The organism is bacterium, assembly GCA_030647555.1.
Lineage (GTDB): Bacteria > Patescibacteriota > Andersenbacteria > UBA10190 > CAIZMI01 > CAIZMI01.
Map to the genome: position 1 here is coordinate 74,572 of JAUSJG010000008.1, position 24,269 is coordinate 98,840.

Sequence of the window (24,269 nt, forward strand, 5' to 3'; positions counted from 1 at the left end):
CTTAGTCTTTTGGCCAATCAATTGAACCCATATCGTTTGTCGGAGTAACACGGAAGTTTTTCAGGTATGGACATACTTCATTTGGTAAAATTTTATCATTGGGCATTCTGTAACTAATAAGCCACCGTACATCTTGTTTACGCTTAGCAACCCTAATTTGGGGGTTGCCGTCGGCCAGGTAATACAGTCGATTGCGAATGTGAACATTGTTAGAGAATATTTGATCGAGAGAACTTATGCAACCAATTAGTGGTGCGGTCGCCACGCGTCCGGAGGCGTATTCAAAACGGCTGGTGCCGATAATTGGAAATGTGTCGTTGCTCCCACTTGTTGCCAAGAAGGGAATAATTATTAGCGATAGATTTGTAATAATAAGAACGACTGACAGGATTACTGCAAATGAATAGCTGATTTTTTTGCGGAGTCGTCCGATTATTTCTCCAAGACCGATTCCCGCCATAAGCCAAGTGCCCAGTGTAATAATGATAAAGTAACGAATGGCGTAATACTCAATCATATAGACAAGGACAAGATAACTTATAGAAAGGCCGATGAGCCAACCCGCCATCGCGAATTTGTGTTTGCTGAAAATAAAGCCGAAAATTATCAATAATAAAAGAATGATGGTGATTAGCAGTGCCATGCTGTCATTAAAAGTTCGTGCCGTGTATTGCGCGATAAATAGCGAGCCGGAAAGAAAACGCGGGGCGATTGAAAATAATTCACTTAATCTTGTAGAAAATAGTCCGGCAGTTTTCTCGATATTTCCTTGATCGAGATTGTTGATTAACAGATTAACAAATTGAACACAAAATATCGCCCAGAAACCGATCAAAAAAACAAAAGTTTTGGCAAAAAGTTGTTTAATTTTTTGTAACGAGAAATTGGGTACCAGTTTGATAATCCCGAATACGCATAAAATCGCTGTTAGTACCGGTAAAAACAGAATATGCGTGCTTAGGCCGAATCCGGCAGAGATGCCCGCCAAGAGTGGAGACCAGTCTGTTTTTTTACGAAATAAGTAGATTGTGAGGATAGCGAAAAAAGGCAGGAGGGTGATTGCCCAACCGATGCGCATTTCGGACCAATAAATAGGAGAGAATGCAAGGGCGATGAGTCCGAATAGGCCGGGGATTTCCCCAAAAATTTTAAGAAGGACATCGTAGGCAAGCCAAAAAAATGCAATTGAAAAGAGGAGAGCAATAATGCGCAGTGACAAGGTATTGTGACCGAAAACAAAAACAAACGGAATCCGCAAATAGTCGATCCAGACGCCGATATATGATCTTTCACCTTGAATAGCCGGTTTGGTTTTGTTGAGTAATTCTTGGACATTGTGTCCCTCATCGCCTTCGTCTCCTAGTAGTCCCGGTACACTGGAAAGATACGCGGAGTTTGTGACGAGAAATAAGCCGAAAATGAATAAAACAACCCATTGTCGTAAATTTAATTGTTTAATTGTGCGGGAAATATAATTAAGCATTGTTTTTGTTTTTTGGTTTTGGCGGAATATATTCGTCGTTTGGAATCACAATGAAGTTTCGAACAGTGGGACAAACTTCGCCCGGGCGAAGTTTTGTCGGATCGTCCAAGTCGCGTGGCCCGCGGTAATCGACAAACCACTTCGCTTTTTTTCGTTCGTCGGCAACTTTGATATGCTGATCCGCTTCGCGTAAAAATTTCAAACGGTTACTAATCTTCGGTTCTTCAGAAAACACAAGCCCGATATTTTTTACACAGTTCGCCAACGGCTGGATATCGGCAAAGTGACCGGATTTGTCCCAAGAATCGCCGGAATCTTGAAAATTAAGAGTGGTACCACCGGTTTTTTCGTAGGGAACGAACACGGCGCGGTATGTCCAAAAGGATAACAGTATCGCACAGAGGAATGAAATGGGAATTAATACCTTCTTGCTCTTGAAAGTATTTAATAGAACTTTGCCGAAGCCTAATCCCGCCAGACCCCAAAGCGCTATCGTTGTCACGTGTAAATAGCGAGTGCGAAAGTAGCTTACCATTATTACGGTTGCGACAATGGAAATAACAATCCCAATCAGCCAATATAAAGCGACTTTTCGATGGGGTTTGATCAGTAACGCGCAAAAAACAAAAACAAGCAGTAAAAAAATAATAATCCGGGCAATGTCGTGAGAGACATCACCGACATATTCACCCCAATAGCTGATTCCTGAAAAATAATTAAAAAGCGTCGGGTACAGAATTTCAAGACGCCCGATAATTAGCGAAAAATGGCCAACGCGCGCGCTCTCCACGCTCATTTCCAACATAATGGCAAGCTGTAATCCAAAACCCGCTAAAAAACCAATCAAGGTGGGCCACCATGTAAAAATCTTTTTTAGATCGCGATATTTTGCCAATAGATACGCGCCAAAAATGCCGGCTATCGGCGCAGTAAAAGTAACGTGCGTACTAACACCAAGGCCGGCGATTAGTCCGGCAATGACAGGCTTGGAACGAAAATTTCTTGTAAGAACAAAAAGCAATAGAAACGCAAAAAACGGTAGAAAGTTAATCGGCCAGCTGATGCGCTGGTAAAGAATGTAGGGTGGGGAGAAAAAACAGGCAACCATCACAAAAAATGCCAATCGAATGTCAAAAATACGGCGGAAAACAAAATAAGCCAGCCAGAACGTAACGCAGTTGGCAATTATCAAGGGAATGCGCATCGCGAGCGCGGTTTCGCCAAGCCAAAGCACAAAGGGTAATCGAACATAATCACTCCAGAAAGCGACATATGATTCACGGCCGATGATAAATGGTTTTTTGTCCTGAATATGATCGAACACGCTTAATCCTTCATATCCCTCGTCGCCGACGAGGCCGGGAAGGGTGGCAAGGTGATATGTTTGGACGAAAAGAAAAAGAAAAAACAGAAGCCAAATCGAAAAACGCAACCAAAACTTGCTTGAAAATATATTGTTACAGGCGATATTCATTATTTTCGTTTGTTTTTGTTAAATTTTATTCCCGCAAAAACGAGTAATGAGATGAACAAGCATATCCATGAAATTATGCTGATCTTTATTGCCTGTAATGTTTTTATAGGAGTGTACTTAAAAGTTACCGTATGTTCACCGGCGGGAACGATAACGCCACGGAAAATCCATTCGGACGGGAAAATTCTTGTTTCTTTGTCGTCAATGTAAGCGTGCCAATCCGGATAATAAGTGTCGCGTAATAATAGAAATCCATCGCCTGCATTCTTTGTTTTTAATACTACTTCATTTGGTTGATAGGAAACAAATGAAACTTCTCCGGGGCTCAAGGTTTTGTTTTTTAACAGGGTGTCGTCTTCAACAGGAACGGCATCGGACGGTTTTTGCGCATTGAACAAATCGGCGCGCGCGCCATCGGAATGCGTTACTGATGAGACACTAGTAACAAATTGCGCTCTTGGGGCAGTTTCAAGATTTTTATAAAGTCGCACCGTTTGTCCTTCTGCTTGATTTTCTTGAAGCAGTTCCGTGTTTTTAAGGTTGCCCAAAACGCGATTATTTTGATATGAACCCAATAAGTAGCCAACGCCAAGGCGATTTAGTAATTCACGTCGTTTTTCGAGGAATGGATTAAAACCATCCGCGTTTTCATTTTGATCGCCGATTTCATATAAATAGCGTTTTACTTCTCTTAATTGCAGTGCGCCAAGCCATTGTGTGCTGGGGATGCCCTTACTTGCGCCGATATGTGGCGAAAGAATATCTTGGGAAAGTTTGATGCGATTAAAATCCGCATAGAGCGGTGTTAGCGCAATATCGGGTTCCACGGCCGTCTTGAAAGTGGGTGTTTCACACTTGTCCTGAAAACAGAAGCTGGCGTGGCCACCGGGCAAATAATTGAGTTCACTATTGTTGGGAAACCCGACATACGTTATCCATGGTCCGGTTTTAATTTCTTGTTGAGAAAACGAAACAGAAAAAATATGTCCCGTTGCGTTTTTAAATGTTTTTGGAAAAATAATTTCCAACGGTTTGGCAGAGTTAATGTTTATCGTTGAAATATTGATTGTCTGTGCTTCTTTTGTATTATCGTCCTGAATTTGTAAAACAATGTTGGTGTTATTTTGTTGTCCCTTACTCCAGCGTAAATCCAGGGTGATACCACATAGTTCTGATTCTGTGCCGGTGAATGTTTGTTTAACAATTACTCCTTGATCGAGGCGTTTAAACTGGTGGAACAGTTGCTGTGGTTCTTGGTCTAGCGACAAATCGCGTTGCGTGAAGAGGCGCGGTCCCCATGCCGGTTGGTTTTTCAGGATGGCTTCGGATTTTGTGACAAGAAAAGGCTGACTAAACGGCACGCTGACGTTTCTGGTTAAGTTGGGGATGAGAATTTCTGCTGTCGCCAAAATCATCAATAAATAAATTTGTTTTTCCGAAATTTTGCGTCCCAAATAAATTATAAAAGGAATAGTAAGGAAGGGGATTAGTGTGCGGAAATAATTTTGAATGAGATTAGCTTTTACTTGCGAACGAATGCTTGTCGGGATACTTAGTAAACTAAAATAAGTAATCGCTAAAATAATTAAAATCCCCGCGACCAACATAATTGTTCTTTTCTTTTTGTTGGCGCGTATTAACGCTTCTGCGCCAAAAGCGCCAAGAAACGAAAAGGCGATTATTAATAGTAGAATCCAGCGGGCGGGAATTCCCAACGAATCCAGCCAATGGTTTTCCACCAAATAGCGATAGAGAGGCGATGATTCTCCCGTAATCATTAATAAGGAAAGAATTGAAAGAAGAATTACAAACAATAATGACCGCTTCGGCATGCGTCTAATACTGAATAGTCCTACGAGAATAATTGAAAGAACGGTTAGGCCGAGCCACGAACTTAGTTCAGTTTCGTTTTTGGCGCCGATATAGTTTTCGTGATAACCAAAGCTATGTGGAAATATCCAAGAAGAAAGGTGTGAAAAAGGAAGATTGAATTCGTAGAGTTCGGCAGGTAACATGGCGTCCGCACGGTCCGAAAAAGGAACGATGGCGAGTGTAGGGGAGATTTGCATGTATGCCAGCAGAATCGTGAGGACGGCGGCGGGTACCAGTGGGATTAAACGCCACACGGTGGTTTTTGGCGCCACGGCAAAATGTGCAATTGCATAGAGAACTAAAGCAAAAGTGCTAATCAACGCCGCTTGTGGCTGACCAAGCAAGACTTGCAAAGCGATAGCGATGCTTAAACCCAGCAACGATTTATAAGATTTATTTTTCAACCAATTGCCGAGCAACCACAAACAAATTGGTGTCCAGGCCAGTGGGAGTAAAACGTTAGTGAGATAATACCGACCGACAAAAAAGCCTGTTCCGGCAAAAATAAAAGCACCAAAGGAGGCAGATTGTTTTTGAAATTTTTCTTGTCTCAAGAGTAAATACATTCCAACCGTCGCCAAAATGGTATGCAAAAATAGCGAAATATTTAATGTGATAACTCCGGGCAAAAATTCGCGTAAAACTAGATGCAATGGGTAAAAGAAACCAAGATGCGAGATTGCGATGAGTGGATAACCCATTTGCAGTTCCGGGGCCCACAACGGCAGATGGCCCGCTCGCTGATAATGCGCAAACATATCCTCAATCGGCGCGGTGATAAACGTCATATCGAAGTCGTAAAAAAGTCGGCCTCTTAACCAAATAAAAAAGAAGGGAATTAGTACGATTAGCACAGTACCAATTATTGTTTTGTTGCGGTTAAAGAATGATTTTAGTTTCAACATCGTTCTTGAGTCAGTTAGAAAGTAATTTCCTTCATTTTGTCACGATGGACGGTGTAGATCATAACACGACTGTCTCCGTAAATTGTGTCATAAGTATGCAAACGTTCAAAGACATCGGGGAATCGCTGGGTGATTTGCCAGTTTTCCGGACGATTTCGTTCCACAAGATATTTGATGTCGTTGCTTTGGATCCAATCCAATTCTTGTTGTGCGATGTTTTCATTGTTTTTTGGCGAGAAAAACTTTCTTCGTTCACGCGACAGGTATATTTGAATTGACTGTTCCTCCTTGGTGCGAAAGGCGACAATGCCATACTGACTACGTAAATATCTCACGGCTTGAATCATCACGCTTGTATCCTGCGAATGATTGTTATATTTTTCAAGGCGCCCTTTCAACGAATCGTGGCCGTCGACGTAAAAAAAGCCGGCCAGCAAACCGATAACCGACAAGGAAATGGAAATCGATAAAAAATTGTTTTTCTGTTTCCAAAGTTGATAAACTCCGGTTGCCATAAAAAACGCTGAAAAGGGGATAATCTGCAGATAATACCGAGATTTTGGAATAATAAGAGTAATAAAAAAAATCTGGCTGATAATGATCAGGAGGATTACGGCCGTTGTTTTGGCGTTTCTTTCTAAAAGCCAGGCCAGCCCCACACCACACAGAAACAAAGGCAGTCCCGCCACATAAGTGCGTGCAGGGATACTGACGCTTAGGACGAGCATCAATACGATTAATAAGGAAGGGGCGCCCAAGGTCAAAAAATTAAAGAATTTTTGGAAGTTTGCATTTCGGTTGCGAAACGCTAATAAGGAACCGGCAACAAGGCCGCTGACCATACTTAACACTGCATGTCCGCTTTTACCGGTCGTCACCCACCAATTCCAAACATATGAATTTAATCGGGAAAAATTCGCGATCAAAACTTCTTTGGAATAGGCAAGCGATAGACCCTGGTCGTCGTTTATGTCTGAAAGCGTTCTTATACCGGAATGTCCCGACCAAAAATATGAAATTTGCGGCAATCCCACTATTCCAATGGTGATTGCCAACAACAGTAATATTTTTTTTAACGGCAACCTCTCTCTGACAAACAATGCCGGATATAATACAAGTGCCAATAAAGCGCCCTCGTACCTTGTTAAAAAAGTTAAACCAAGAAGGATGGCGAAAATTGCCTGACGGCGCAGATTGCGGGCGTATAAAAATGAAAGCAAAGAGGCGCATGTCGTAAACGCATAAAGTGAATTAGCCAAACCATTCGGCGCTTCCCAAATGAAATCTTGGTTGACGGCAAGCAGTAATCCGGCACCAAGGGCGATTGCCCATGGCAAACGAAAATATTTGGCAATAAAGGTAATCAAGGCCACTGTTCCGGCCGCGGCCATAATGCCGATCCACCTGGACCAAAGAAGTGGATCGGCGGTTATAAACCCAGGGATAGCTAAAATGGACAACAAGGGCCCCTTTCTGGGGTCGGTGGCAAAAAAATCTTCAAAATGCAGGAGTGCTTCGGTTTTTGAAAGATAATTGAAGGCATCACCGCCAAAAACTCCTTCAATTAGTCGTGTGTAGGGGGCGTGCAAAATGATCGCGAGTAAAATTAATCCAATAGTTGGTAATATGTAAATCATCCATGATTTAGTTTTATTTTTTAATAAATGTGTCGCGACAAAAAGCAATGGTAAAAATATCGCGGCAAAAATGGCGGGCCGGTTTTGTTTAATTGATTTGTCAGTAATACGGCTCCAGACGATTGCCGCTTTCCAGAGTGGCATTTTTTCGTTCAGTCGGAAGGCAATATCGCCGTAGGAATTATTACCACTGACAAGCATATTGCCTTTGTCGTATCTTCTTGAATCCGGTTGATAATGAATCAAGATCGCCGACTCTTTGTTGATTTCTGTATCGGTTTTCAAAACCAGAGATTGTGTTCCTTGGGGCAACGGTTGGCTAAATTTAATTCTGACCCATTGTGGTTTGGGCGATATTTGTGCCTGGGTACGGCCTAATTCTTTTCCTGCGGTATCGTCCAGAATTATCAAAGAGGGATGTTTTGACGTTCCGCTGATCATTATGTCTAGAGAGTCCGTGGTGTAGTCACTGTTGACGATTTGCCCTACGGTGGAAGTGCCAAAAACTCTTCGGATGTATTTTGAATCCAAATGCGGTAAATTGTTATCGTGTTTTAAATGGAAAGGCGTTAACAAAATTACAAGAAGCACGCAAATAGGTAGGAGGCACAAAACAGTCTTCCATATTCTGGTGCGTTGGAATGGTCGAGTGGTAACAATTTCCATGAAAATGATATGCTTACATAATGCTGAAAATAAGTAATTTGCGGAAGGGTGTGGAGTCAATCTACCTCCCTTTATCCAAAGGGGTGCGGCGGATTCCACGAGAACATCCAGTGGATGTTCGAGAGGGTGCCAGCACGGGAGGGATTACGTCGCAATTCCCTCCCTTATTCAAGGGAGGGCGGGGGTGGGTTATAACGTACATAGTATGAAACACACCAACCTCATCCTTAGAATAGTAGCCGTCCTCGTCATCATCCTCGTCTGGGGCACCGGCGTAAAAATCGCGTACGATAGATATTCGCAATGGCTGAACACTATTGTCGAAACAACGGTCTATCGTTCTCCAACGCGAATCGACTCAAGTTCCGAATATGCAGTTTATGAAAAACGTAACGCGTCGCAGACGTTCCATTTTGACAATCCAACCAACATTGAAAAAATTGCAATACCGGTGATGTTGCCGAATAATGCGAAAGACAAACAGAGATTAAACGTGACAATCAAAAAAGATGATATGACCGTAGTGGAAGATTATGTTTTTGAACTTACGGCCGGCAGAAATGATCTCACGTTGCAACCAACTAAACAATTTTTATCCGTAAAAGATCTGCGCGTAATTTTTACCACGCCCGGATTCAATGATATTGCAAAAGCCCCGCGTGTTTATCGAGAAGAAGGCGGTAATATCGCCATGCGGTTTTATTCAAGCGCCGTCAGGAGAGATATCATCTTCAAAAAATCGGCTACGCCAAAAGATTATGTCGGTTGGTACAAGTTGGCTTTACTTGCTGGACTTGTCGTGATCTTTCCCGTTGTGCTTATTGATCCGCTGATTCGAAATAATAAGCGTGGCGATTAGAAACAGTCCTCCAAAAATTGTTGCGGCAATAAGGGCGCGGGCACCGGGGACGATGTGTAATTTTGGGACAATCGGGATCACTATTGCTGTCGCTAAAGCAAAAGCGGCAATATAAAATAAAGACCAAAGGTCACTGATTAGAATTGCAAAAATTAGCAACGTGGCACCATAAAACAAAATTGAGAGATTGTTGATGTAGCCAAACCAAAACGCAACCGCGGAGAGTAGGAGAAGTAATGCAACAAATTGAAAAGCAATATTTAATATCAGTTTGCGCATAATGTGGCAGGTTTAATTTTTATTTGTTCTGCGTTTTGAGCTTGTTTAACCGGTAGTTCATAGATGACCGCCTCTTCCGTATCGTAAACCTTTTTGAATAACAATGGATTTGTTTCGTATGCCGTAGACATAGTCTCGAACTTTTTGAAATATAACATATACGTGGCACTGGATTGGGTCAAAAGATTCATTACGTCCGCACAGGAATTTTTATTCAAATATCCGCCATTCGTTGTGCCTCGATCCGTGAGGACTGGAAGCCACCTGATAACGCCATCTCCCAAAGAATCGTTTTGTGCGATCACTGCGTTGCTCGGCAAGTTCTGTTTTATCCATCCAAAAACTTCAACTTGATTTGGTTGAAGTTGCTGATAGGTTTTGTCTATTCCCGGGTTGGCAAAATAAGCGCCTGCGGTATGCCAGCCTTGGAAAATGGCAACGGCTAAAATAACGGTAAGTACCAAGTAGCGCAACGGGCCAAAAGCAAATGCAGTTTGAAGAACCTTCCAAATACCAATTGATCCGAAAATAATTATGGAAATAATTGCGAAAGGGAAAAATCGACTTTCCAAAATTCCTATTCCAAGCAAGGAATTAAAACCGAGAACAATCGACAATGCTCCAAATGTCACCAAATATAGACGGAAAAATTTTGATATAGAATTTAGACGAGAAAAAATTATCAAACCGATTGGCGTAAAGGGAACAATTATTCCGATTTGGGATTTTAGTATTTCAGAAATGGTGCGAAAAACGTTAAATTCTGTTTCTAGTGCGATGTAGGAAGGCCAGCGCTTGAAAGCAATAAAGAGAAGGATCAGTAACAGCGCGGAGGCGACTGAAACGGTAACGCGCTTCCAGGTACAAGCGGTTTCGTTGACACGATCTAATTTTGAAAAAATATACTGTGGCAGGGTGATTACCAGTGCTAATGCACAAACAATAAATGTTCCCGGGTGCGCGAACCACATCGCTATGAGTGACAGTCCAACTCCAATTTTTGATTTTGCATGCAATTTTTCAAAAAACAAAAGCAGAAAAATCATACTCCACAGTTGAGGCATAAAGCCAATTTGAACAAACGATAAGACACCGACTACGGATATCGACCAAAAGACCATTCCGATAAAAGCGGGAATCAAACCGGCAAATTTTCTTAGTAAATAGCCCAAAAGCAGTCCTGTGAGAAGGTGACCAAGCGCCATCCAAATCATAAAGCGTTGAGGCCAGGAGAACGGCAAAAAACGAGCTAGCGCAAACAGGCTACTGGATAGTCGGTAAGTTGTTTTAAAAGGTGCAAACCTGTCTGCGACGGTGCTAAAGGGTGGTGCGGAAATTGGATAGCGCGCATTTTGGATGTGTGTTGGTGCATCGTTCCCAAGCGGTAGTTTTGAGGTTAGGGGGTATTGAAATGAAAAAACAGACAAAATTATAATTGCCACCAAAAAAAAGCCGACATTAGTGCTGTGTGTGAATATTGTTTTAATAGCTTTTTTCACGAACAATTTTGCGGTAAAAAACGAGGTGTGTGGTTCAAACGGTAATATGATTATTTTCCGTACAGTATTTGGTAACTTTCGTGATAATATTATCAATGTTGCTTTGTGGCGCAAAATTCAACAGCTTTTCAATTTTATCGGTATTGGGTTCTCTGCGCTCGGCGTCTTCAAAGCCGACTTTGTACGCCTCATTGTAGGGAATGAACAGTTTAATGCTTTTACTTCTCGTGTAATCAATAATTTTGTCCGCCAGTTCCTCTATTGTAATTACTTGTTTACTGCCAATATTATAAACTTCTCCGTTTGTCTGCTCATTGTCCATTAGAAGTTGCATCGCCTTAACGACATCTTTTACATAAATAAAACAGCGGGATTGTTTGCCGTCGCCATGAATAGTAAGAGATTCATTTCGCAAGGCTTGCTTAATAAAAGTTGGGATGACCATGCCGTAAGCGTCTGTTTGTCTTTCGCCGACGGTGTTGAAAAGACGAACCACGGTAACGGGTAGTTTTCTCTCATTGAAGTAGGCGAACGACAAATATTCATCGAGTGCTTTCGAGCAAGCATAAGACCAGCGACTTTTGATTGTTTCACCCATTCTTAAGTCATCGTTTTCCGCTGAAGGCTTTTGGCTGTTCTTTCCATATACCTCTGAAGTAGAAGTAAGAAGAATTTTTTTGTTATACTTACTCGCAATTTCCAGCAGTTTCGCGGTGCTGTCAATATTATTTTTGATTGATGAGACAAGGTTGTCCATTATGTTTTTAACGCCAACTGACGCCGCAAGATGATAAATCGCGTCTACGGATGCCACTAGACGATCGAGGTCGGGAGATTCTGAAAGTTCGCCCGCAACAAAATGAAACATTGGGTTGTCTTCCAGATGCGCGATATTGGTCATTGAACCGGTTGACAGGTTGTCGATGGCAAATACTTCGTGATCCAAGTTCAATAAGTGTTCCGCAAGGTGGGACCCGATAAAACCGGCGCCACCTGTGATAAGATATTTATGCATAATCAATTTTTGGGTAAATTATTTTTTGCTAAATCCGCTTTTAGAATAGCATGTTCTTGCGCAAGCGCGCGAATTTTTTTATCGTAGCGGGAAAAAAGAAGGGAAAAATGAATGGCCAAAAGAAATAGACCGATGACCATTGCGAGAAGTAGCATTGCGGGAGCATAGGCAATACCGATGGTTTCGGCTAAATAATCCATTAGGCCTTCAAAAATAGAAAGTACGACCATAGTAAGTGCCACGATAAACCAAACAATGGAATACCCTTCCTTTAGTCTGCCTTGCTTAATCAGGAAGATTATGAAAAAAAAGAGAGCCAAACTGCCGATAATTGCGATAATTTGTAATCTTGGTGGAATTGAACCTTGGAACGCGAGGGAAATCATACTCTAGGATGTTTAATTGCGCTGATAAGAATGGCGATGGAATTAGATGCGACAAAATAGGCTGCTTTTATTGGTCTTACAGAAGACACACCACCTTGTCGTTCTTTCATAATAACTGGAATTTCATTGAGGCGAAACCCTCTTTGAAACATCATAACGATCGATTCCGGTTCAGGAAAATCAGTGGGGTAGTGTTTTGCCGCGTAGGCAAGGGCTTGTTTGTTGTATAGGCGAAAACCGGAGGTTGAATCAGAAACGTATTTTCCGGTGACTATGTAAATTAAGAAAGAGAAAATTCTTATACCTAAAATACGCATCGGAGAAGAAGTAAAACCCTCGCGCTTAAGAAAGCGACTGCCGATTACCATATCCGCTTTGTCATTATTTAACACTTCTAATAGGTTTGGTATAAAAACAGGATCGTGTTGTCCGTCTCCATCCACTTGCATCGCAATATCGTAGTTGTTTCTGTGAACATAAGTAAGCCCTGTGCGCATTGCACCGCCGATTCCTAAATTGATTGGTAGATCTAGGAGTGTGATGTTGGGAATGGATAACGCGATTTCTTTTGTCTTGTCCGTAGAGGCATCGTTAACCACAATAATGTCTCCCTGTGGACAGGACACTTTAATTGCATCAATAGACGCTTTGAGGCATTTTTCTTCGTTATAGGCCGGAATGATAATCGCAATCTTCATATTCAGTAGTATAGGACAATAGTTGGTATTGTATAGTGTTTTTGTTTCGTTTCTCCTTTAACTATTGGGGCATTGTTGGTATAAATAACGAGTGAGTAATTATTACGATATTTTGAAAAGAGTTTTTAAGCTCAATGTGGTGGTTTTTTCGCTTTTTGCCCTTCTTTTTGTGTGGACGCGTTTTATTGAGATTCGTTTGATCAACTATGTTTACTCATTTATTGTGCTGTTCATAACGTTGGCGCTTGGTGGAATCAACTGCGTTCTTCTTTTACAGTGTTGCGTTAAAAAAACATTTAACTGGTTGGAATTTATAAATATCGCCAGTATAAGCGGTTTGCTTATAATGCCGGCATTCTATTTTCTGGAAATAACTTTTCTTGATAAAGATTACATTTGGCTTCCTGTAATCAATACATTGTTCTTGTTTATTGCTGTTTTATTTTTTTGCTTAAAGGGAAGAGCGTCATTTATTGAAGAAGACAATAAGGCTGATCAAGAAAGTGTAACAAAGTCATATTTATTGTTTGGAGTTATTGCGGTGCTATTTTTCATAACTGTTTTATTAATAATTACTTCGTATTTTCCGCTACTTGAGCAAGACCCTTATCATTGGATGAATAAGTATAGAGAATTGTTTGTTGACGGAAAATTGGCACCTTTAGTTGATAGGCCACTTTTTTTAGTTTTGACGAGAATCTTCATAAATACTGCTCGAATTGATACATACGCGTATTTTAAATATGTTTTGCCGTTGCTCTCTTGTCTTATTCTTATCCCAACATGGCTTGTGGCGAGCAGATTTAAAAGCAGGCTTCATCAGCTGGCGATATTAGTAATTCCGTTGGCAAGCCCATCAACAATTCTCTATCAAATTACTCCAATGCCGCAAATGATAGCGATAATAGCAACATCAAATTTTATTTTTTGGTTATTGTATTCTCGATTAAGCGGAAATAGATATTTTTACTATCTTGCGGGGTTTTCTATTTTTCTAGCCAGTTTTTATTATGAAATGGCTGTTATTATATTCTTAATTTGGATATCAGTAACGATAATTAATGATAGAAAAAAAATCACCTTTATTATTAATTCAAACAAACTCACGGTTTTTTTATTGATGATTATTCTTTTGCCGTATTATAATTTTGTAAATAATTTGTTAATTTTTGTCATTTTTTGGATAAATAAAGTTTATCATTCTATACTACTTTTTCAGATAAATTGGCTGTTTCCGGCGTTTTACGAGAATGTGGATCAAAATCAAATGGGTTGGCCTGGTTTTTTGGGTGTCAGTAAGTATTATCTTTTTTATGTGGGCCCACCACTTTTATTTACTGCCGGAGTTTTTTGTTGTTTTTTCCTTTTTAGAGCGTCCTTTCGTCGTCGAGTATTGCGTAGTAGTGTTGGTAGTCCTGAAGCAGTAATATTGTGTCTTGGGTTTGTAACATTTTTTATTATCTCGGATGTGTTGCCAAGAATTGCCAATGTCGCATTGCTTCCGGAAAGAGCTTGGATCTTTGGAGGTATATTCTTATCGGCTTTTGTTGTAGGAACAATGAAACATTCCGAAGATAATCATTATCATAATCATAATCATTATTCTATTTTGCTCGTATTTTTAACATTGATAAGCGTCGGAGCAGCTATTTATATAAACGATCTTAAAAAATATGTTGTTCCCGATTATCAGTTGCAATCGGCAGAATGGATAAAAAATAATTTGTCAGGAAGAAGAGTTATTTTATCTGTTGGTAATTATAATTTACTAAGGTTTCATGCAAATTCAGTTATGTATAATATGCCAGCGAATTTCTATTGTGACAAAGAGTTGGAACAATCGGAAAATTTATGGCGTATAGTTGAAAGTACTAACCCTGTGTTTTTTCCCAAAAAAATTGTGGCACGTCAGACACTTGGTAAACTTGAAAATTATCTAACGCAAACCAATTCAGTTGATTCGGGTAAATTACATAGTATAATTGATGAAAATGTTAACGATTTGAAAAAAGGAATTGAATTGCGAGAAGGTTTGAAAAAGAATGTATTCATATATTACTATAGCGACGATCCGCGTAATCCTTACGCTCAAAGGCCTTATCGCGAGATGACGGCGCAGTGTTTTCCTCTTGTTTTTGATACGAACAGCGACGCATATGAGAGGATATATTCAGATCAAGACAGGGTGATAATATGGCGCGTGAAATAAGGGGAATCAGTATGGATGAGAAAAAACAAAACAAGAGAATTCTTGTTTTTTCGCCTTTATACCCCCCGCATATAGGCGGGTTACAGTCGCATGCAAGAGAATTTAACAAGTATTTGTCTATGTTGGGTTACGATATTACCGTTTTTACACCACAATTACCGTTTAGTGCTAAAAACGAGGAGTTGGTTTGTGAAAATAATTCTTCGCGTTGCGTAAGGGTAATCAGGTTTCCGGCATTCGAATTGATATCCAATTATCCGGTGCCCAAATTTTGGCAACCGCTTTTTTGGCGTCAGGTGGCAACCGTACGAACTAATAAATATTCAATAATCATTTCGCGCACGAGATTCTTTTTCTCATCCTTGCTGGCTGGCTGGTACGCCAAAACAAACAAGGTTAGATGGGTACACATAGAACACGGTTCGGATTTTCCCAAGCTTGAAAGTGTCTGGAAAAATTTTGTCGCTGTTTTGTATGATAAAACATTGGGGAAGTTGGTGCTCTGGAGCGCGGATGTTGTAGTAGCAAATTCTCAAGCCTCGGCCGGTTTTGTTAAAGAAATGGCCGGGCGAGAGTGCAAATTTATTTATCGAGGAGTAGATAAAGCAGAGATATCTGTAACCGGTCCTGTTGCTTTGAATTTGCCACAAGGGTCGTTATTGGTTGTTTTTGTCGGGCGTTTAATTTCCGGTAAGGGTGTTGCTGATCTTTTAAATGCGTTGAAAGTTATTGATCGCAAAGAAGTATTTTGTTTTATTGTGGGAGATGGTCCGCAGACCAACGATTTGAAAAGTATTGCTCAAGGTTTGGGGTTGGACAAGGTAGTCTTTTTGGGAGAAAAGGTGCACCATGATACTATTGCCTTAATCAAGCGGGCGGATATTGTAATCAACCCCAGTTATACAGAAGGTCTACCAACATCGATAATCGAGGCGGCGCTTTGTGGTAAGGCGATTATTGCGACGGACGTCGGCGGGACGAAGGAGATCGTCGATCACAATCTTAGTGGGCTTTTGTATAAACCAAGAGATGTATTTGCGCTTGTAAGCTTGTTGCGTGATTTGTTGGATAATCCTGCGAAAAGGGAACGTTTGGGTAATGGTGCGTTTCAGAAGAATAAAGACTTATTTGACTGGGAAAAAGCATCTTTGCAATATGTTCAACTTTTTAACACAATTGAATAATGTGCGGTATAACGGGGAAAATTAATCTTTCAGGAAAGGCAGTGCTTCCTGACGATATTGAAAAGATGAACGAGGCGATTAAACATCGTGGTCCGGACGATGGTGGGATTTATATTTCTCCTAAAAAGAATGTCGGTTTGGGACACCGGCGATTATCAATCATTGATCTTTCCCCGCTTGGCCATCAGCCGATGCGCTATTTAGATAGATATTGGATTGTTTTTAACGGCGAAATATATAATTTTCAGGAAAAAAGAGATCTTCTTGAAAAAGACGGATATATATTTAAATCAAAAACTGATACGGAGGTAATTCTGGCGCTTTATGATAAATACGGAAAAAATTGTCTTGAACATTTGCGGGGCATGTTTGCTTTTGCGATTTATGATGAAAAAGAAAATACGATTTTCTGTGCACGCGATCGGGTGGGAAAGAAGCCTTTTAAATATTATTTGGATGATAAGGTATTCATTTTTGCTTCGGAGTTAAAGGCAATTCTTACTCAGAAGGATTATGAAAAAAAACCGGATTATGTCGCGATTCACCATTATCTAACCTTACAATATTGTCCCGCACCATTAACAGGATTTAAAGATATCAAAAAACTTGAACCAGCGCATTATCTTTTTATTGATCTGAAGACGAGGAAAGTTGAAATTAATAGATACTGGATCTTGGATTACACGCAAAAACTGAATTTGTCCGAGGCAGAATGGAAAATTAAGATAATGGAAAAACTTGAGGAATCTGTTCGGCTGAGGATGATTTCGGATGTTCCGTTGGGGGTGTTTCTCTCTGGTGGCGTAGATTCCAGTGCAATAGTCGGGCTGATGAGTAAAATAAGTGATAGGCCGGTAAAAACATTTTCCATTGGGTTTAAGGAGCAAAAATATAATGAACTTTCATACGCAAAAATTATTGCTGACAAATTTAAGACTGATCACAGGGAATTCATAGTTGAAGCCAAGGCGATAGAAATTCTTCCGATGTTAATTAAGCAGTATGAAGAACCATATGCCGATTCAAGCGCAATTCCGACATATTACGTAAGTAAATTGACGCGTGAGCACGTAACCGTAGCTCTGAATGGTGACGGCGGCGATGAAAACTTTGCCGGCTATGGCAGTTATCGGTATTTCAAAATAACTCTTTTTTATGATAAATTCCGTTATTTTCATAAGTGGGTGGTTTTGCCAATTGCAAAGATTTTGTCAGAAAATATTAAAAGTGATCTGACACACAAAATCTATCACTTCGCAAAAATTCTATCTCAGGAACCGTCAAGACGATTCACTTATTTTATGTCACATTTCGATAGTGAAATGAAAAAAGAATTATATACTGACAATATGAAGAAATTAACTGTCGGCCATGATTCCTTTGACATGCTGCCGCACAAGATATCAGAGGCAAAAGTTGTTGATCCTCTAGATTGTGCCATGTGTATGGATTTGAGCAGTTATATTCCGGATGGGCTAATGGTAAAAGTTGATATTGCCAGTATGGCAGTAGCGCTAGAGGGTAGATCTCCTCTGCTTGATCACGAATTTATTGAGCTTGCTTGTCAGATACCTAGTACCCTAAAACTGAAGGGGCTAAATAAGAAAAAATATATTTTTAAAAAAGCGCTTGAAGGATTTATCCCAGATGAAATACTGAATCGTCCCAAAATGGGTTTTGGTATTCCGCTTGATATTTGGCTTAGAAGTGACTTGAAGAAGTATACATATGATAATTTGCTTTCGGAGCGCGCAATTAATCGCGGAATCTTTAAGAGAGAAGAGGTGAAGAAGATACTGGATACGCACACAAAAACAACGATTAACAAGTGTTATCAGATCTGGAATTTATTGGTTCTCGAGCTTTGGTTTCAGGAGTTTTTTGATCAATGAAAAAAAAGGTTTTACATCTTATTACTGGTTTGGGAGTAGGTGGGGCAGAGATGATGTTGCTCAGGACGCTTCCTTTGCTACAGACAACTTTTGACAACGAGGTTTGTTGCGTCATGGGCAGGGGGCCTGTTGGTGAAAAAATAGAAGAAAAAGGAATTTCAGTGCATTATCTGGATCTTGGGAAATATAATTTCCCCATAGTAGCCTGGAGATTTGTTAAAATATCTAAACAGTTCAAATCGGGTTTGTTGGTTACCTATCTTATTCATGCCGATATCTTTGGAAGAATTTTGGGGAGATTGGCAGGTGTTAAAAAAATAATAAGTAGTCAGCGTGGTTTTTATGTGCAATGGAAATTTCTTAAGAAAATAGACAAGTGGACAAGCTTTTTGGTTGCCAAGTATTTTGTTCAGACAAGTTTTGCCAAAGAGGTGCTAATGAATGAATTATCTTTGTCCGCGGATAAATTTGTGGTTATTCCCAACGCTATTAAGCTTGTTGAATACCAATTTAATTTAGATGTCGAAAAAAAGAAAAAAGAACTTGGGATACCCAATGATAATCTTTGCATTATTTGCGTGAGTAATTTAAAACCGGAAAAGGGTTATGAAGAATTGTTGGAGGCGTTTGAAAGTGTGTATTCACGGAATAAAAAAATAAATCTCCTTGTCGTTGGCAGCGGTAAAGAAATGACCAAATATCTAAATCAAATTGAAAATTATTCTTCAGGGAACAACATCATTTTCCTGGGACAGAGAAGTGATGTTAAGGAAATTTTGAGACTAGGAGAAATATTTGTTCTTGCGACATACTCAGAAGGAATGAGTAATGCTATCCTGGAAGCCATGGCGAGCAAATTGGCGATCATTACTACGGATATTGAGGTAAATAGAGAAGTGATAAAAGATAATGTATCCGGGCTACTTATACCCCCAAGAGACGCGAAGAGTATTGAGGAAAAGATTGATTTTCTTGTTGGAAATTATGAGAAACGCAGAGAATTGGGTGAAAACGCCTATCGTGAGGTGTTAGAACGATTTGAATTAAATAAGGTGGTTGACCAAATTAAGGATAATTATGAGCTCGTTCTGTATGGGCGCTAAGTACGTTATTCGTTTAGATGACATTTGTCCCACAATGAACTGGGATAATTTCCTAAAACTAGAAAGTATTTTTAGAAAATATAATGTCAAACCAATTATTGGCGTCGTGCCGGATAATGTGGATAAAAAATTAATGGTACAACTGCCATTGGAAAATTTTTGGTCCATAATTAAGGGATTATTGCAAGAAGGATGGGTGGTCGCCCAGCATGGTTATCAGCATAAATACATTAATCAAGAAGGAGGCCTACTAAAAATTAGCAGACAAAGTGAATTTGCTGGCTGTTCTTACGATGAACAACTGATCAAAATACGGGCCGGTAAAGAAATATTGGAACGCGAATTAGACACAAAGATTGAATGGTGGATGGCTCCGGCACACAGTTTTGACGAACAAACTTGTAACGCGTTAAGAGAGGTGGGATTTAAATACATAACGGATGGAATTGCAGTGTATCCTTTTAAGAAGTTTGGTCTTATTTGGGTACCGCAGCAATTATGGAGACCCAGGAAGAAACTGATTGGTGTGTGGACAATATGTGTGCATCCGAACACAATAGATGATATTTACATACAACAACTGGAATTTTTTATCAGGAAAAATATAAATAATATTCACACTGATTATGCAAAGTTAGTTGTTAGCGGTAATAGTAATATAATAAATAAGGTATACAGATATTTTTGGACCATAGGGTTTAGATTATATAAACTTTTAATCAAAAAAACATGAGCGAAAAATATACGCGGAAAGACTTTTTTTATACAGATCCTGCCGCATATGACAACAGAGTAAAATTACCCATTGAAAATTTTATAGCCTCTTGTTGGAATCCAATTTTGTTAAATTACTTAGAAAAAGAAATAAAAGACGGGATCACCGTTGCAGATTTAGGTTGTGGGACGTTTATTCATACAAAACATATGGGTATGGCCGCACGTGTTTACGCAGTCGATATTAATCGCGAAATGTTAGATTATGGAATGCCAAAAATCGAGACGATTAAAGAAAAGGTAACTGTGCTTTGCGAAAGTGGAACCAAAACCAGTATTCCCTCCGATTCTTGTAATTTGGTTTGGATTGATGGTTTGTCTGAATTTATAAATTTGTCTGATCTTTTTATTGAGGTGAGAAGAATTTTAAAAAAAGACGGAAAGTTTATAATTTTATATCCAAACTTGTTGCATCCAGAAAATATTATTGTGGTCGCTTATTATTGGTTTCTAAACCGCGACGGAAAAAAATACAGAACTATCTATGAGTTTAAAAAAACCGGTATCGCAAACGGTTTTGGCCTCATTGATTTTCAAAGCACGGCGGTATTTATCTATTTACCGGGATTCATTCAAAAATACCTCTTGGGACTATGGGGATTTATGACAAAACTATATCAGCCATTTCAGAAAAAGTTTCCAATTGGAAATAATATCATTTGCACCTTTGTTAAAAGATAATTATTTATGAAGTGGCCAACTTGTGGATTAAACGAAGATATTATTGGTTTAGTAATCGTGTAATAAATTTTAACAAGTCAATTTTTTTGACTGTTTCGCGGTTACCGACAATTTGTACGGCCATTGCGCCAACGGCATTACCAATGAATGCCACCATATCGTGTGGTAGGCCAGCGGCATAGCAGGGTGCGGCAAAGGCGAAAAAGGCATCTCCAGCACCGACTGGGTCGACCACATTGGTGGCCAGTGCCGGTGTTTCCATAAAGCCATGTTTTTTTGAAAAGGAAAGTGAACCTTTTGGGCCACGTGTCGCTAAAAGCATCTCGCAATTCATTGTTGACTGTGTTTGTGATACTAGTTTGGATAAATTACTAAAACGATCATGTGTGGCGTATCTCAATTCCATTTCATCAATGCAGATCATGTCTGCGTGAGGATATTTCGTAATTAGATTGAAACCGGTATTGGCGCTATTAGTCTGAACATTTAGTGCGAGTTTTTTAGCAGTATTACAAATAATATTAATTAAATTTGGCGTGATAAAACCATGGCCAAAATCGTTGATGATTATAAGATCGAATGATTTCGCGTTTGTGACAAGATATGAAGCGACATCGGACTCGATTTTTTCGGATATCGGGTTATCGTTAAAAAAACAAATTTCAAAAAGTTTTCGATTGTGGGCATCGCTTATATAGCGTCTCTTGGTTGTTGTTTCAGCATCCTCGCGATAAAAGAAGTTTAGTTTAATTTCGGGGTGCATTCTTTCGCGAATGAATTGTTCTCGGGAGTTTAATCTGCCAAGAATGGTAAGTAGCGAGACGTTATTGCAAATATTGCTCACGTGATTGGCTGTTGCTAGTACTCCGCCAGCAAAAGATTCCTCGGAAAGATACTTGTTGGTTATAATGGGTTCCTTGCCCGATTTATTAAGAGGTTGACAATAGTGGTATTCATCAATGATTGCGTCGCCAATAACCAGGATCCTAAGATTATCAATTTTTTTCATCTCGTCTGAAATTATTGCGGCTGTGTAACGTTGTGAAAAATCTCTCAAGAAGATGCGTTGTTCGGGTGAGTAAACATCCAAATAATTATTGATGAGTTTGGATGAGCTGAATGATTGGTCGTCTGTAATAACAAGTTTTCCTCCAATCGCCGTTATGTTTTTTTCATCTTCAGATATTTGTCCAGTAACATCTTTCGATTTTTCTTTGTAATCCGGTCCTTTGGCGTAAAAATTCGGACGAACTTGTTTTATAATATTTTCTGCCGTTGCTTCGTTTACCACAACAACAAAATCAATAACGGAAAGTGCCGCCAGGGTTTCAGCGCGAATAATTTGGTTGAAAATAGGCCTGCCAGGGCCTCTTTTAACAAATTCGTCTGCCGTAAGCGAAACAATGAGAACGTCTCCGAACTTTTTTGCGGATTGAAAGTGTTTAATATGGCCGGGATGAACCAGGTCGAACACGCCATGGCAGTGCACAATTTTTTTATTTTGCTGTCTTAACGAGTCGGTAATTCCGGCTATTTGATCAAAATCTTTAATTTTCTCCTCGAGATCCTGATTGGTCATGTTGTGGAGGATAAACAATAGGGACAATTTAGGCAATAGTGCATGAAACGCTATAATGACACGAAAACTTCGTGTATTTTTAGGCAGCGATTTTGTGCCGTATGATCTCGTAGTGTTCTTCTTTTTCCCGCATCGGCAATTGCCTGCCTTTGTTTTTCATCGTGTAGTAAAAAATTAACTTTCTCAATTGCTTCGGGGATAGATTCATAACTTACGATTTCTCTGTCTTTTTCAAAAAGCGAGGCAGCTTCGTTTGCTCTGTCTGTTAATAAACAGGCACCCATTCCAGTGGTTTCAAAAGTTCTAATATTGGCGAATTCTGTTTTATCAACACGATGTCTGTTAAAAACAATGCGGGAATTATAAATAAGTTCGAAATAATCCATACCAAAACGAGGGGGAAAACAACGTTCCGGATAAAGAGAACTTAAGGGTTTGTGTTTTTTCCAGTTAAATAAACAAGAACCGGACGGATCTTGTTTTTTGCGGATTGAATAACCAATGAGGTGTCCGATTCGTTCATCGTGTCGTGAAATTTTTAATGATAGAAAAAAATTGAGGGTGTTCAGGTCAAGATGTGTTAGTAAAGAGGCGGCTGAGCGAATTAAATTTGTTTTTAATGAAAGTGTTTCTTCTTTAGTCCAGATTTGCAGCGGTGTTTTGTTGAGTAGTTCTTTTAGATCAAAGTATCGATCTCTATGCTCGTCGATTCCATAGCCAGTTGTTCCTGGGAAAATAAAATCATTTTTTTTGTGTGAAACATTATTTGGGATTATACGTTCACTAAGCGTATCATCAAAACATAAATGATTTAAATGACTGTGTATGCCGATTTTTTCGAAAGAGTATTTTAGGGCTGGGTAGGTACAAAAAATCAGGTCGAGATCATTGAAGTCGGAATATTGATGATTTCCGTTCAACTCGTCACCCCACAAGCCCGTAATAATTTTTACAAACGGGAATAGTTGTTTAATGTTTTTTCTAAGTGCATGTGTGATCGTGAGAAAACCGCCTCTTTCAAAATAAATAATGTCAGGACGATAGTATTTGATTTGCATAAGAAAAATATCGGTCAAAGAATATTTTTTAGAAAAAGTAGTTAATCCGGCGTTTTCTTGTATCCATTGCTCTTGTAAAAGTGTAAAATCTGGAACGACGTCAATTGCTTGATTACCAAGATTTTGTATATGAGTTGACCAGCTACCTGGTGTTAAAAAACCGGATGTTTGAAAAGCAGATAGAGTGCTAGCATAATCCTTTGAGTTGGTACTTTTTTCGTTAAAGTATTTGTTAAATGAAAATAGGTATGGTTTTGCCGCACAGACGCGCATGATAGAATAATTCTTCATTGAGCGGATTGATCAAAAAAGAAGACTGAATTTACGGTTTTAGCAAATGGAATGTAGGCTTGGCCAACAAGAAACCTGGTAAGTTCATCGTTTAAAACTTCAGTTAGCGGCAAGTTTCCACGGCCTTCCGGTCCAAGGCATTCGGCGACAATTATTTTTGGTCGATATTTCTCCCAATTGTTTGAAGAAAGAGCGTTTAGTTCTCCCCCCTCAATATCGATGGAAAGAAAGTCGATTGTGGTGTCTGGTGGCAGATGTTGAAAAAAAATATTTTCCAATGTTGTCTCATTAACGCTGATAATACGATCAAAATTGTATCCCTGGTTTTTGCGAAATTCGGCCATATTACTATCAAGAGTGTTTATTGCTCCATGGCTTCCATTAAACCGATAAAAATTCGTCACGCCCGTGTTTTTTCCAACTGCAAAATGCAAATTAACGTCACGCCGACGGCAGGTTTTGAACTTCTGGATAGTTGATTCATTTGCATCAACATTGATGCCTCGCCATCCTTTTTTATAAAATAAATACGTATTTGATATTTTTTTGGGGTGATAAGCGCCAATATCTACAAAAAAACCCTTCTTCTGATTTTCAAAAACTCGTGCTAAAATCGCATCTTCACCGTCTTGGGAATAAAACTTTTTGGCAGGACCTTTTATAGTATCCCATGTTTTTCCAAGCACTGTTCTAATTTTTTTTGTATTCATATATTAAGTATTATT

General features: G+C 39.5%; 18 protein-coding genes. 7 read left to right on the top strand and 11 right to left on the bottom strand.

What is annotated here, in order from left to right; genetic code table 11:
• Window position 1 precedes the first annotated feature (1 nt).
• From Q7S57_02460 to Q7S57_02475, 4 genes are read right to left on the bottom strand one after another with little or no spacing between them, the layout of a single operon-like run.
• Window positions 2-1,483 carry a glycosyltransferase family 39 protein gene (locus Q7S57_02460; GenBank protein MDO8512109.1) on the bottom strand — a complete coding sequence of 494 codons (1,482 nt, stop codon included), beginning with the start codon at window positions 1,481-1,483 and terminating at the stop codon, window positions 2-4.
• Window positions 1,476-2,957 carry a glycosyltransferase family 39 protein gene (locus Q7S57_02465; protein MDO8512110.1) on the bottom strand — a complete coding sequence of 494 codons (1,482 nt, stop codon included), beginning with the start codon at window positions 2,955-2,957 and terminating at the stop codon, window positions 1,476-1,478. The genes Q7S57_02460 and Q7S57_02465 overlap by 8 nt, the downstream gene beginning before the upstream one ends.
• Window positions 2,957-5,734: a hypothetical protein gene (locus tag Q7S57_02470; protein ID MDO8512111.1), complete on the bottom strand. Its 2,778-nt coding sequence runs from the start codon at window positions 5,732-5,734 to the stop codon at window positions 2,957-2,959. The genes Q7S57_02465 and Q7S57_02470 overlap by 1 nt, the downstream gene beginning before the upstream one ends.
• Window positions 5,735-5,748: 14 nt before the next feature.
• Window positions 5,749-7,962, bottom strand: a complete 2,214-nt coding sequence (locus Q7S57_02475; GenBank protein MDO8512112.1) for a hypothetical protein — start codon at window positions 7,960-7,962, stop codon at window positions 5,749-5,751.
• A gap of 280 nt (window positions 7,963-8,242) precedes the next feature.
• Between Q7S57_02475 and Q7S57_02480 the strand changes: the two genes are divergently transcribed.
• Window positions 8,243-8,896 carry a hypothetical protein gene (locus Q7S57_02480; GenBank protein ID MDO8512113.1) on the top strand — a complete coding sequence of 218 codons (654 nt, stop codon included), beginning with the start codon at window positions 8,243-8,245 and terminating at the stop codon, window positions 8,894-8,896.
• Between the two features lie 266 nt (window positions 8,897-9,162).
• Here the strand turns inward: Q7S57_02480 and Q7S57_02485 are convergent, their stop codons facing one another.
• The 4 genes from Q7S57_02485 to Q7S57_02500 are packed head-to-tail and all read right to left on the bottom strand — an operon-like array spanning window position 9,163 to window position 12,773.
• Window positions 9,163-10,674, bottom strand: a complete 1,512-nt coding sequence (locus Q7S57_02485; GenBank protein MDO8512114.1) for a hypothetical protein — start codon at window positions 10,672-10,674, stop codon at window positions 9,163-9,165.
• Between the two features lie 34 nt (window positions 10,675-10,708).
• A complete protein-coding gene (locus Q7S57_02490) occupies window positions 10,709-11,689 on the bottom strand; it encodes a GDP-mannose 4,6-dehydratase (protein MDO8512115.1) in 981 nt (326 codons plus the stop codon).
• 2 nt (window positions 11,690-11,691) lie between these two features.
• Window positions 11,692-12,075, bottom strand: coding sequence for a DUF2304 domain-containing protein (locus Q7S57_02495; GenBank protein ID MDO8512116.1), 384 nt, complete (start codon window positions 12,073-12,075; stop codon window positions 11,692-11,694).
• The gene (locus Q7S57_02500) at window positions 12,072-12,773 is read right to left on the bottom strand and encodes a glycosyltransferase family 2 protein (GenBank protein MDO8512117.1); all 702 of its coding nucleotides are present in this window, start codon (window positions 12,771-12,773) and stop codon (window positions 12,072-12,074) included. The genes Q7S57_02495 and Q7S57_02500 overlap by 4 nt, the downstream gene beginning before the upstream one ends.
• Before the next feature lie 91 nt (window positions 12,774-12,864).
• On the opposite strand from Q7S57_02500, the gene Q7S57_02505 reads away from it, so the two are divergent.
• The 6 genes from Q7S57_02505 (at window position 12,865) to Q7S57_02530 (ending at window position 20,616) form a co-directional block, all read left to right on the top strand.
• Window positions 12,865-14,982: a hypothetical protein gene (locus Q7S57_02505; protein ID MDO8512118.1), complete on the top strand. Its 2,118-nt coding sequence runs from the start codon at window positions 12,865-12,867 to the stop codon at window positions 14,980-14,982.
• Window positions 14,967-16,166, top strand: coding sequence for a glycosyltransferase family 4 protein (locus Q7S57_02510; GenBank protein MDO8512119.1), 1,200 nt, complete (start codon window positions 14,967-14,969; stop codon window positions 16,164-16,166). Before Q7S57_02505 ends, Q7S57_02510 begins: the two co-directional genes overlap by 16 nt.
• The gene (gene asnB / locus Q7S57_02515) at window positions 16,166-18,058 is read left to right on the top strand and encodes an asparagine synthase (glutamine-hydrolyzing) (GenBank protein MDO8512120.1); all 1,893 of its coding nucleotides are present in this window, start codon (window positions 16,166-16,168) and stop codon (window positions 18,056-18,058) included. The genes Q7S57_02510 and asnB overlap by 1 nt, the downstream gene beginning before the upstream one ends.
• Entirely contained in the window at window positions 18,055-19,161 is a 1,107-nt protein-coding gene (locus Q7S57_02520; GenBank protein MDO8512121.1) for a glycosyltransferase, read from the top strand. The genes asnB and Q7S57_02520 overlap by 4 nt, the downstream gene beginning before the upstream one ends.
• Window positions 19,151-19,894: a DUF2334 domain-containing protein gene (locus Q7S57_02525; GenBank protein MDO8512122.1), complete on the top strand. Its 744-nt coding sequence runs from the start codon at window positions 19,151-19,153 to the stop codon at window positions 19,892-19,894. Before Q7S57_02520 ends, Q7S57_02525 begins: the two co-directional genes overlap by 11 nt.
• Before the next feature lie 107 nt (window positions 19,895-20,001).
• A complete protein-coding gene (locus Q7S57_02530) occupies window positions 20,002-20,616 on the top strand; it encodes a class I SAM-dependent methyltransferase (GenBank protein MDO8512123.1) in 615 nt (204 codons plus the stop codon).
• A 40-nt stretch (window positions 20,617-20,656) separates the two neighbouring features.
• Here Q7S57_02530 and Q7S57_02535 read toward each other — a convergent pair whose 3' ends face one another.
• Genes Q7S57_02535 through Q7S57_02545 form a run of 3 tightly spaced genes read right to left on the bottom strand, consistent with a single transcriptional unit; the run spans window position 20,657 to window position 24,254 of the window.
• Complete coding sequence (locus Q7S57_02535) at window positions 20,657-22,195, bottom strand: PfkB family carbohydrate kinase (GenBank protein ID MDO8512124.1); 1,539 nt, start codon at window positions 22,193-22,195, stop codon at window positions 20,657-20,659.
• A gap of 50 nt (window positions 22,196-22,245) precedes the next feature.
• Window positions 22,246-23,544, bottom strand: a complete 1,299-nt coding sequence (locus tag Q7S57_02540; GenBank protein ID MDO8512125.1) for a glycosyltransferase — start codon at window positions 23,542-23,544, stop codon at window positions 22,246-22,248.
• On the bottom strand, window positions 23,541-24,254 hold the full coding sequence (locus Q7S57_02545; GenBank protein ID MDO8512126.1) for an FkbM family methyltransferase: 714 nt from the start codon (window positions 24,252-24,254) through the stop codon (window positions 23,541-23,543). Before Q7S57_02545 ends, Q7S57_02540 begins: the two co-directional genes overlap by 4 nt.
• Between the last annotated feature and the right edge of the window lie 15 nt (window positions 24,255-24,269).

Bases quoted from the DNA above. Each gene is read 5' to 3' on its own strand.
- Q7S57_02510 (MDO8512119.1), top strand. From the start codon at position 14,967: ATGGCGCGTGAAATAAGGGGAATCAGTATGGATGAGAAAAAACAAAAC.
- Q7S57_02525 (MDO8512122.1), top strand. From the start codon at position 19,151: ATGGGCGCTAAGTACGTTATTCGTTTAGATGACATTTGTCCCACAATG.
- Q7S57_02545 (MDO8512126.1), bottom strand. From the start codon at position 24,254: ATGAATACAAAAAAAATTAGAACAGTGCTTGGAAAAACATGGGATACT.
- Q7S57_02465 (MDO8512110.1), bottom strand. From the start codon at position 2,957: ATGAATATCGCCTGTAACAATATATTTTCAAGCAAGTTTTGGTTGCGT.
- Q7S57_02460 (MDO8512109.1), bottom strand. From the start codon at position 1,483: ATGCTTAATTATATTTCCCGCACAATTAAACAATTAAATTTACGACAA.
- Q7S57_02540 (MDO8512125.1), bottom strand. From the start codon at position 23,544: ATGAAGAATTATTCTATCATGCGCGTCTGTGCGGCAAAACCATACCTA.
- Q7S57_02470 (MDO8512111.1), bottom strand. From the start codon at position 5,734: ATGTTGAAACTAAAATCATTCTTTAACCGCAACAAAACAATAATTGGT.
- Q7S57_02535 (MDO8512124.1), bottom strand. From the start codon at position 22,195: ATGACCAATCAGGATCTCGAGGAGAAAATTAAAGATTTTGATCAAATA.
- Q7S57_02495 (MDO8512116.1), bottom strand. From the start codon at position 12,075: ATGATTTCCCTCGCGTTCCAAGGTTCAATTCCACCAAGATTACAAATT.
- Q7S57_02500 (MDO8512117.1), bottom strand. From the start codon at position 12,773: ATGAAGATTGCGATTATCATTCCGGCCTATAACGAAGAAAAATGCCTC.
- Q7S57_02480 (MDO8512113.1), top strand. From the start codon at position 8,243: ATGAAACACACCAACCTCATCCTTAGAATAGTAGCCGTCCTCGTCATC.
- asnB (MDO8512120.1), top strand. From the start codon at position 16,166: ATGTGCGGTATAACGGGGAAAATTAATCTTTCAGGAAAGGCAGTGCTT.
- Q7S57_02490 (MDO8512115.1), bottom strand. From the start codon at position 11,689: ATGCATAAATATCTTATCACAGGTGGCGCCGGTTTTATCGGGTCCCAC.
- Q7S57_02520 (MDO8512121.1), top strand. From the start codon at position 18,055: ATGAAAAAAAAGGTTTTACATCTTATTACTGGTTTGGGAGTAGGTGGG.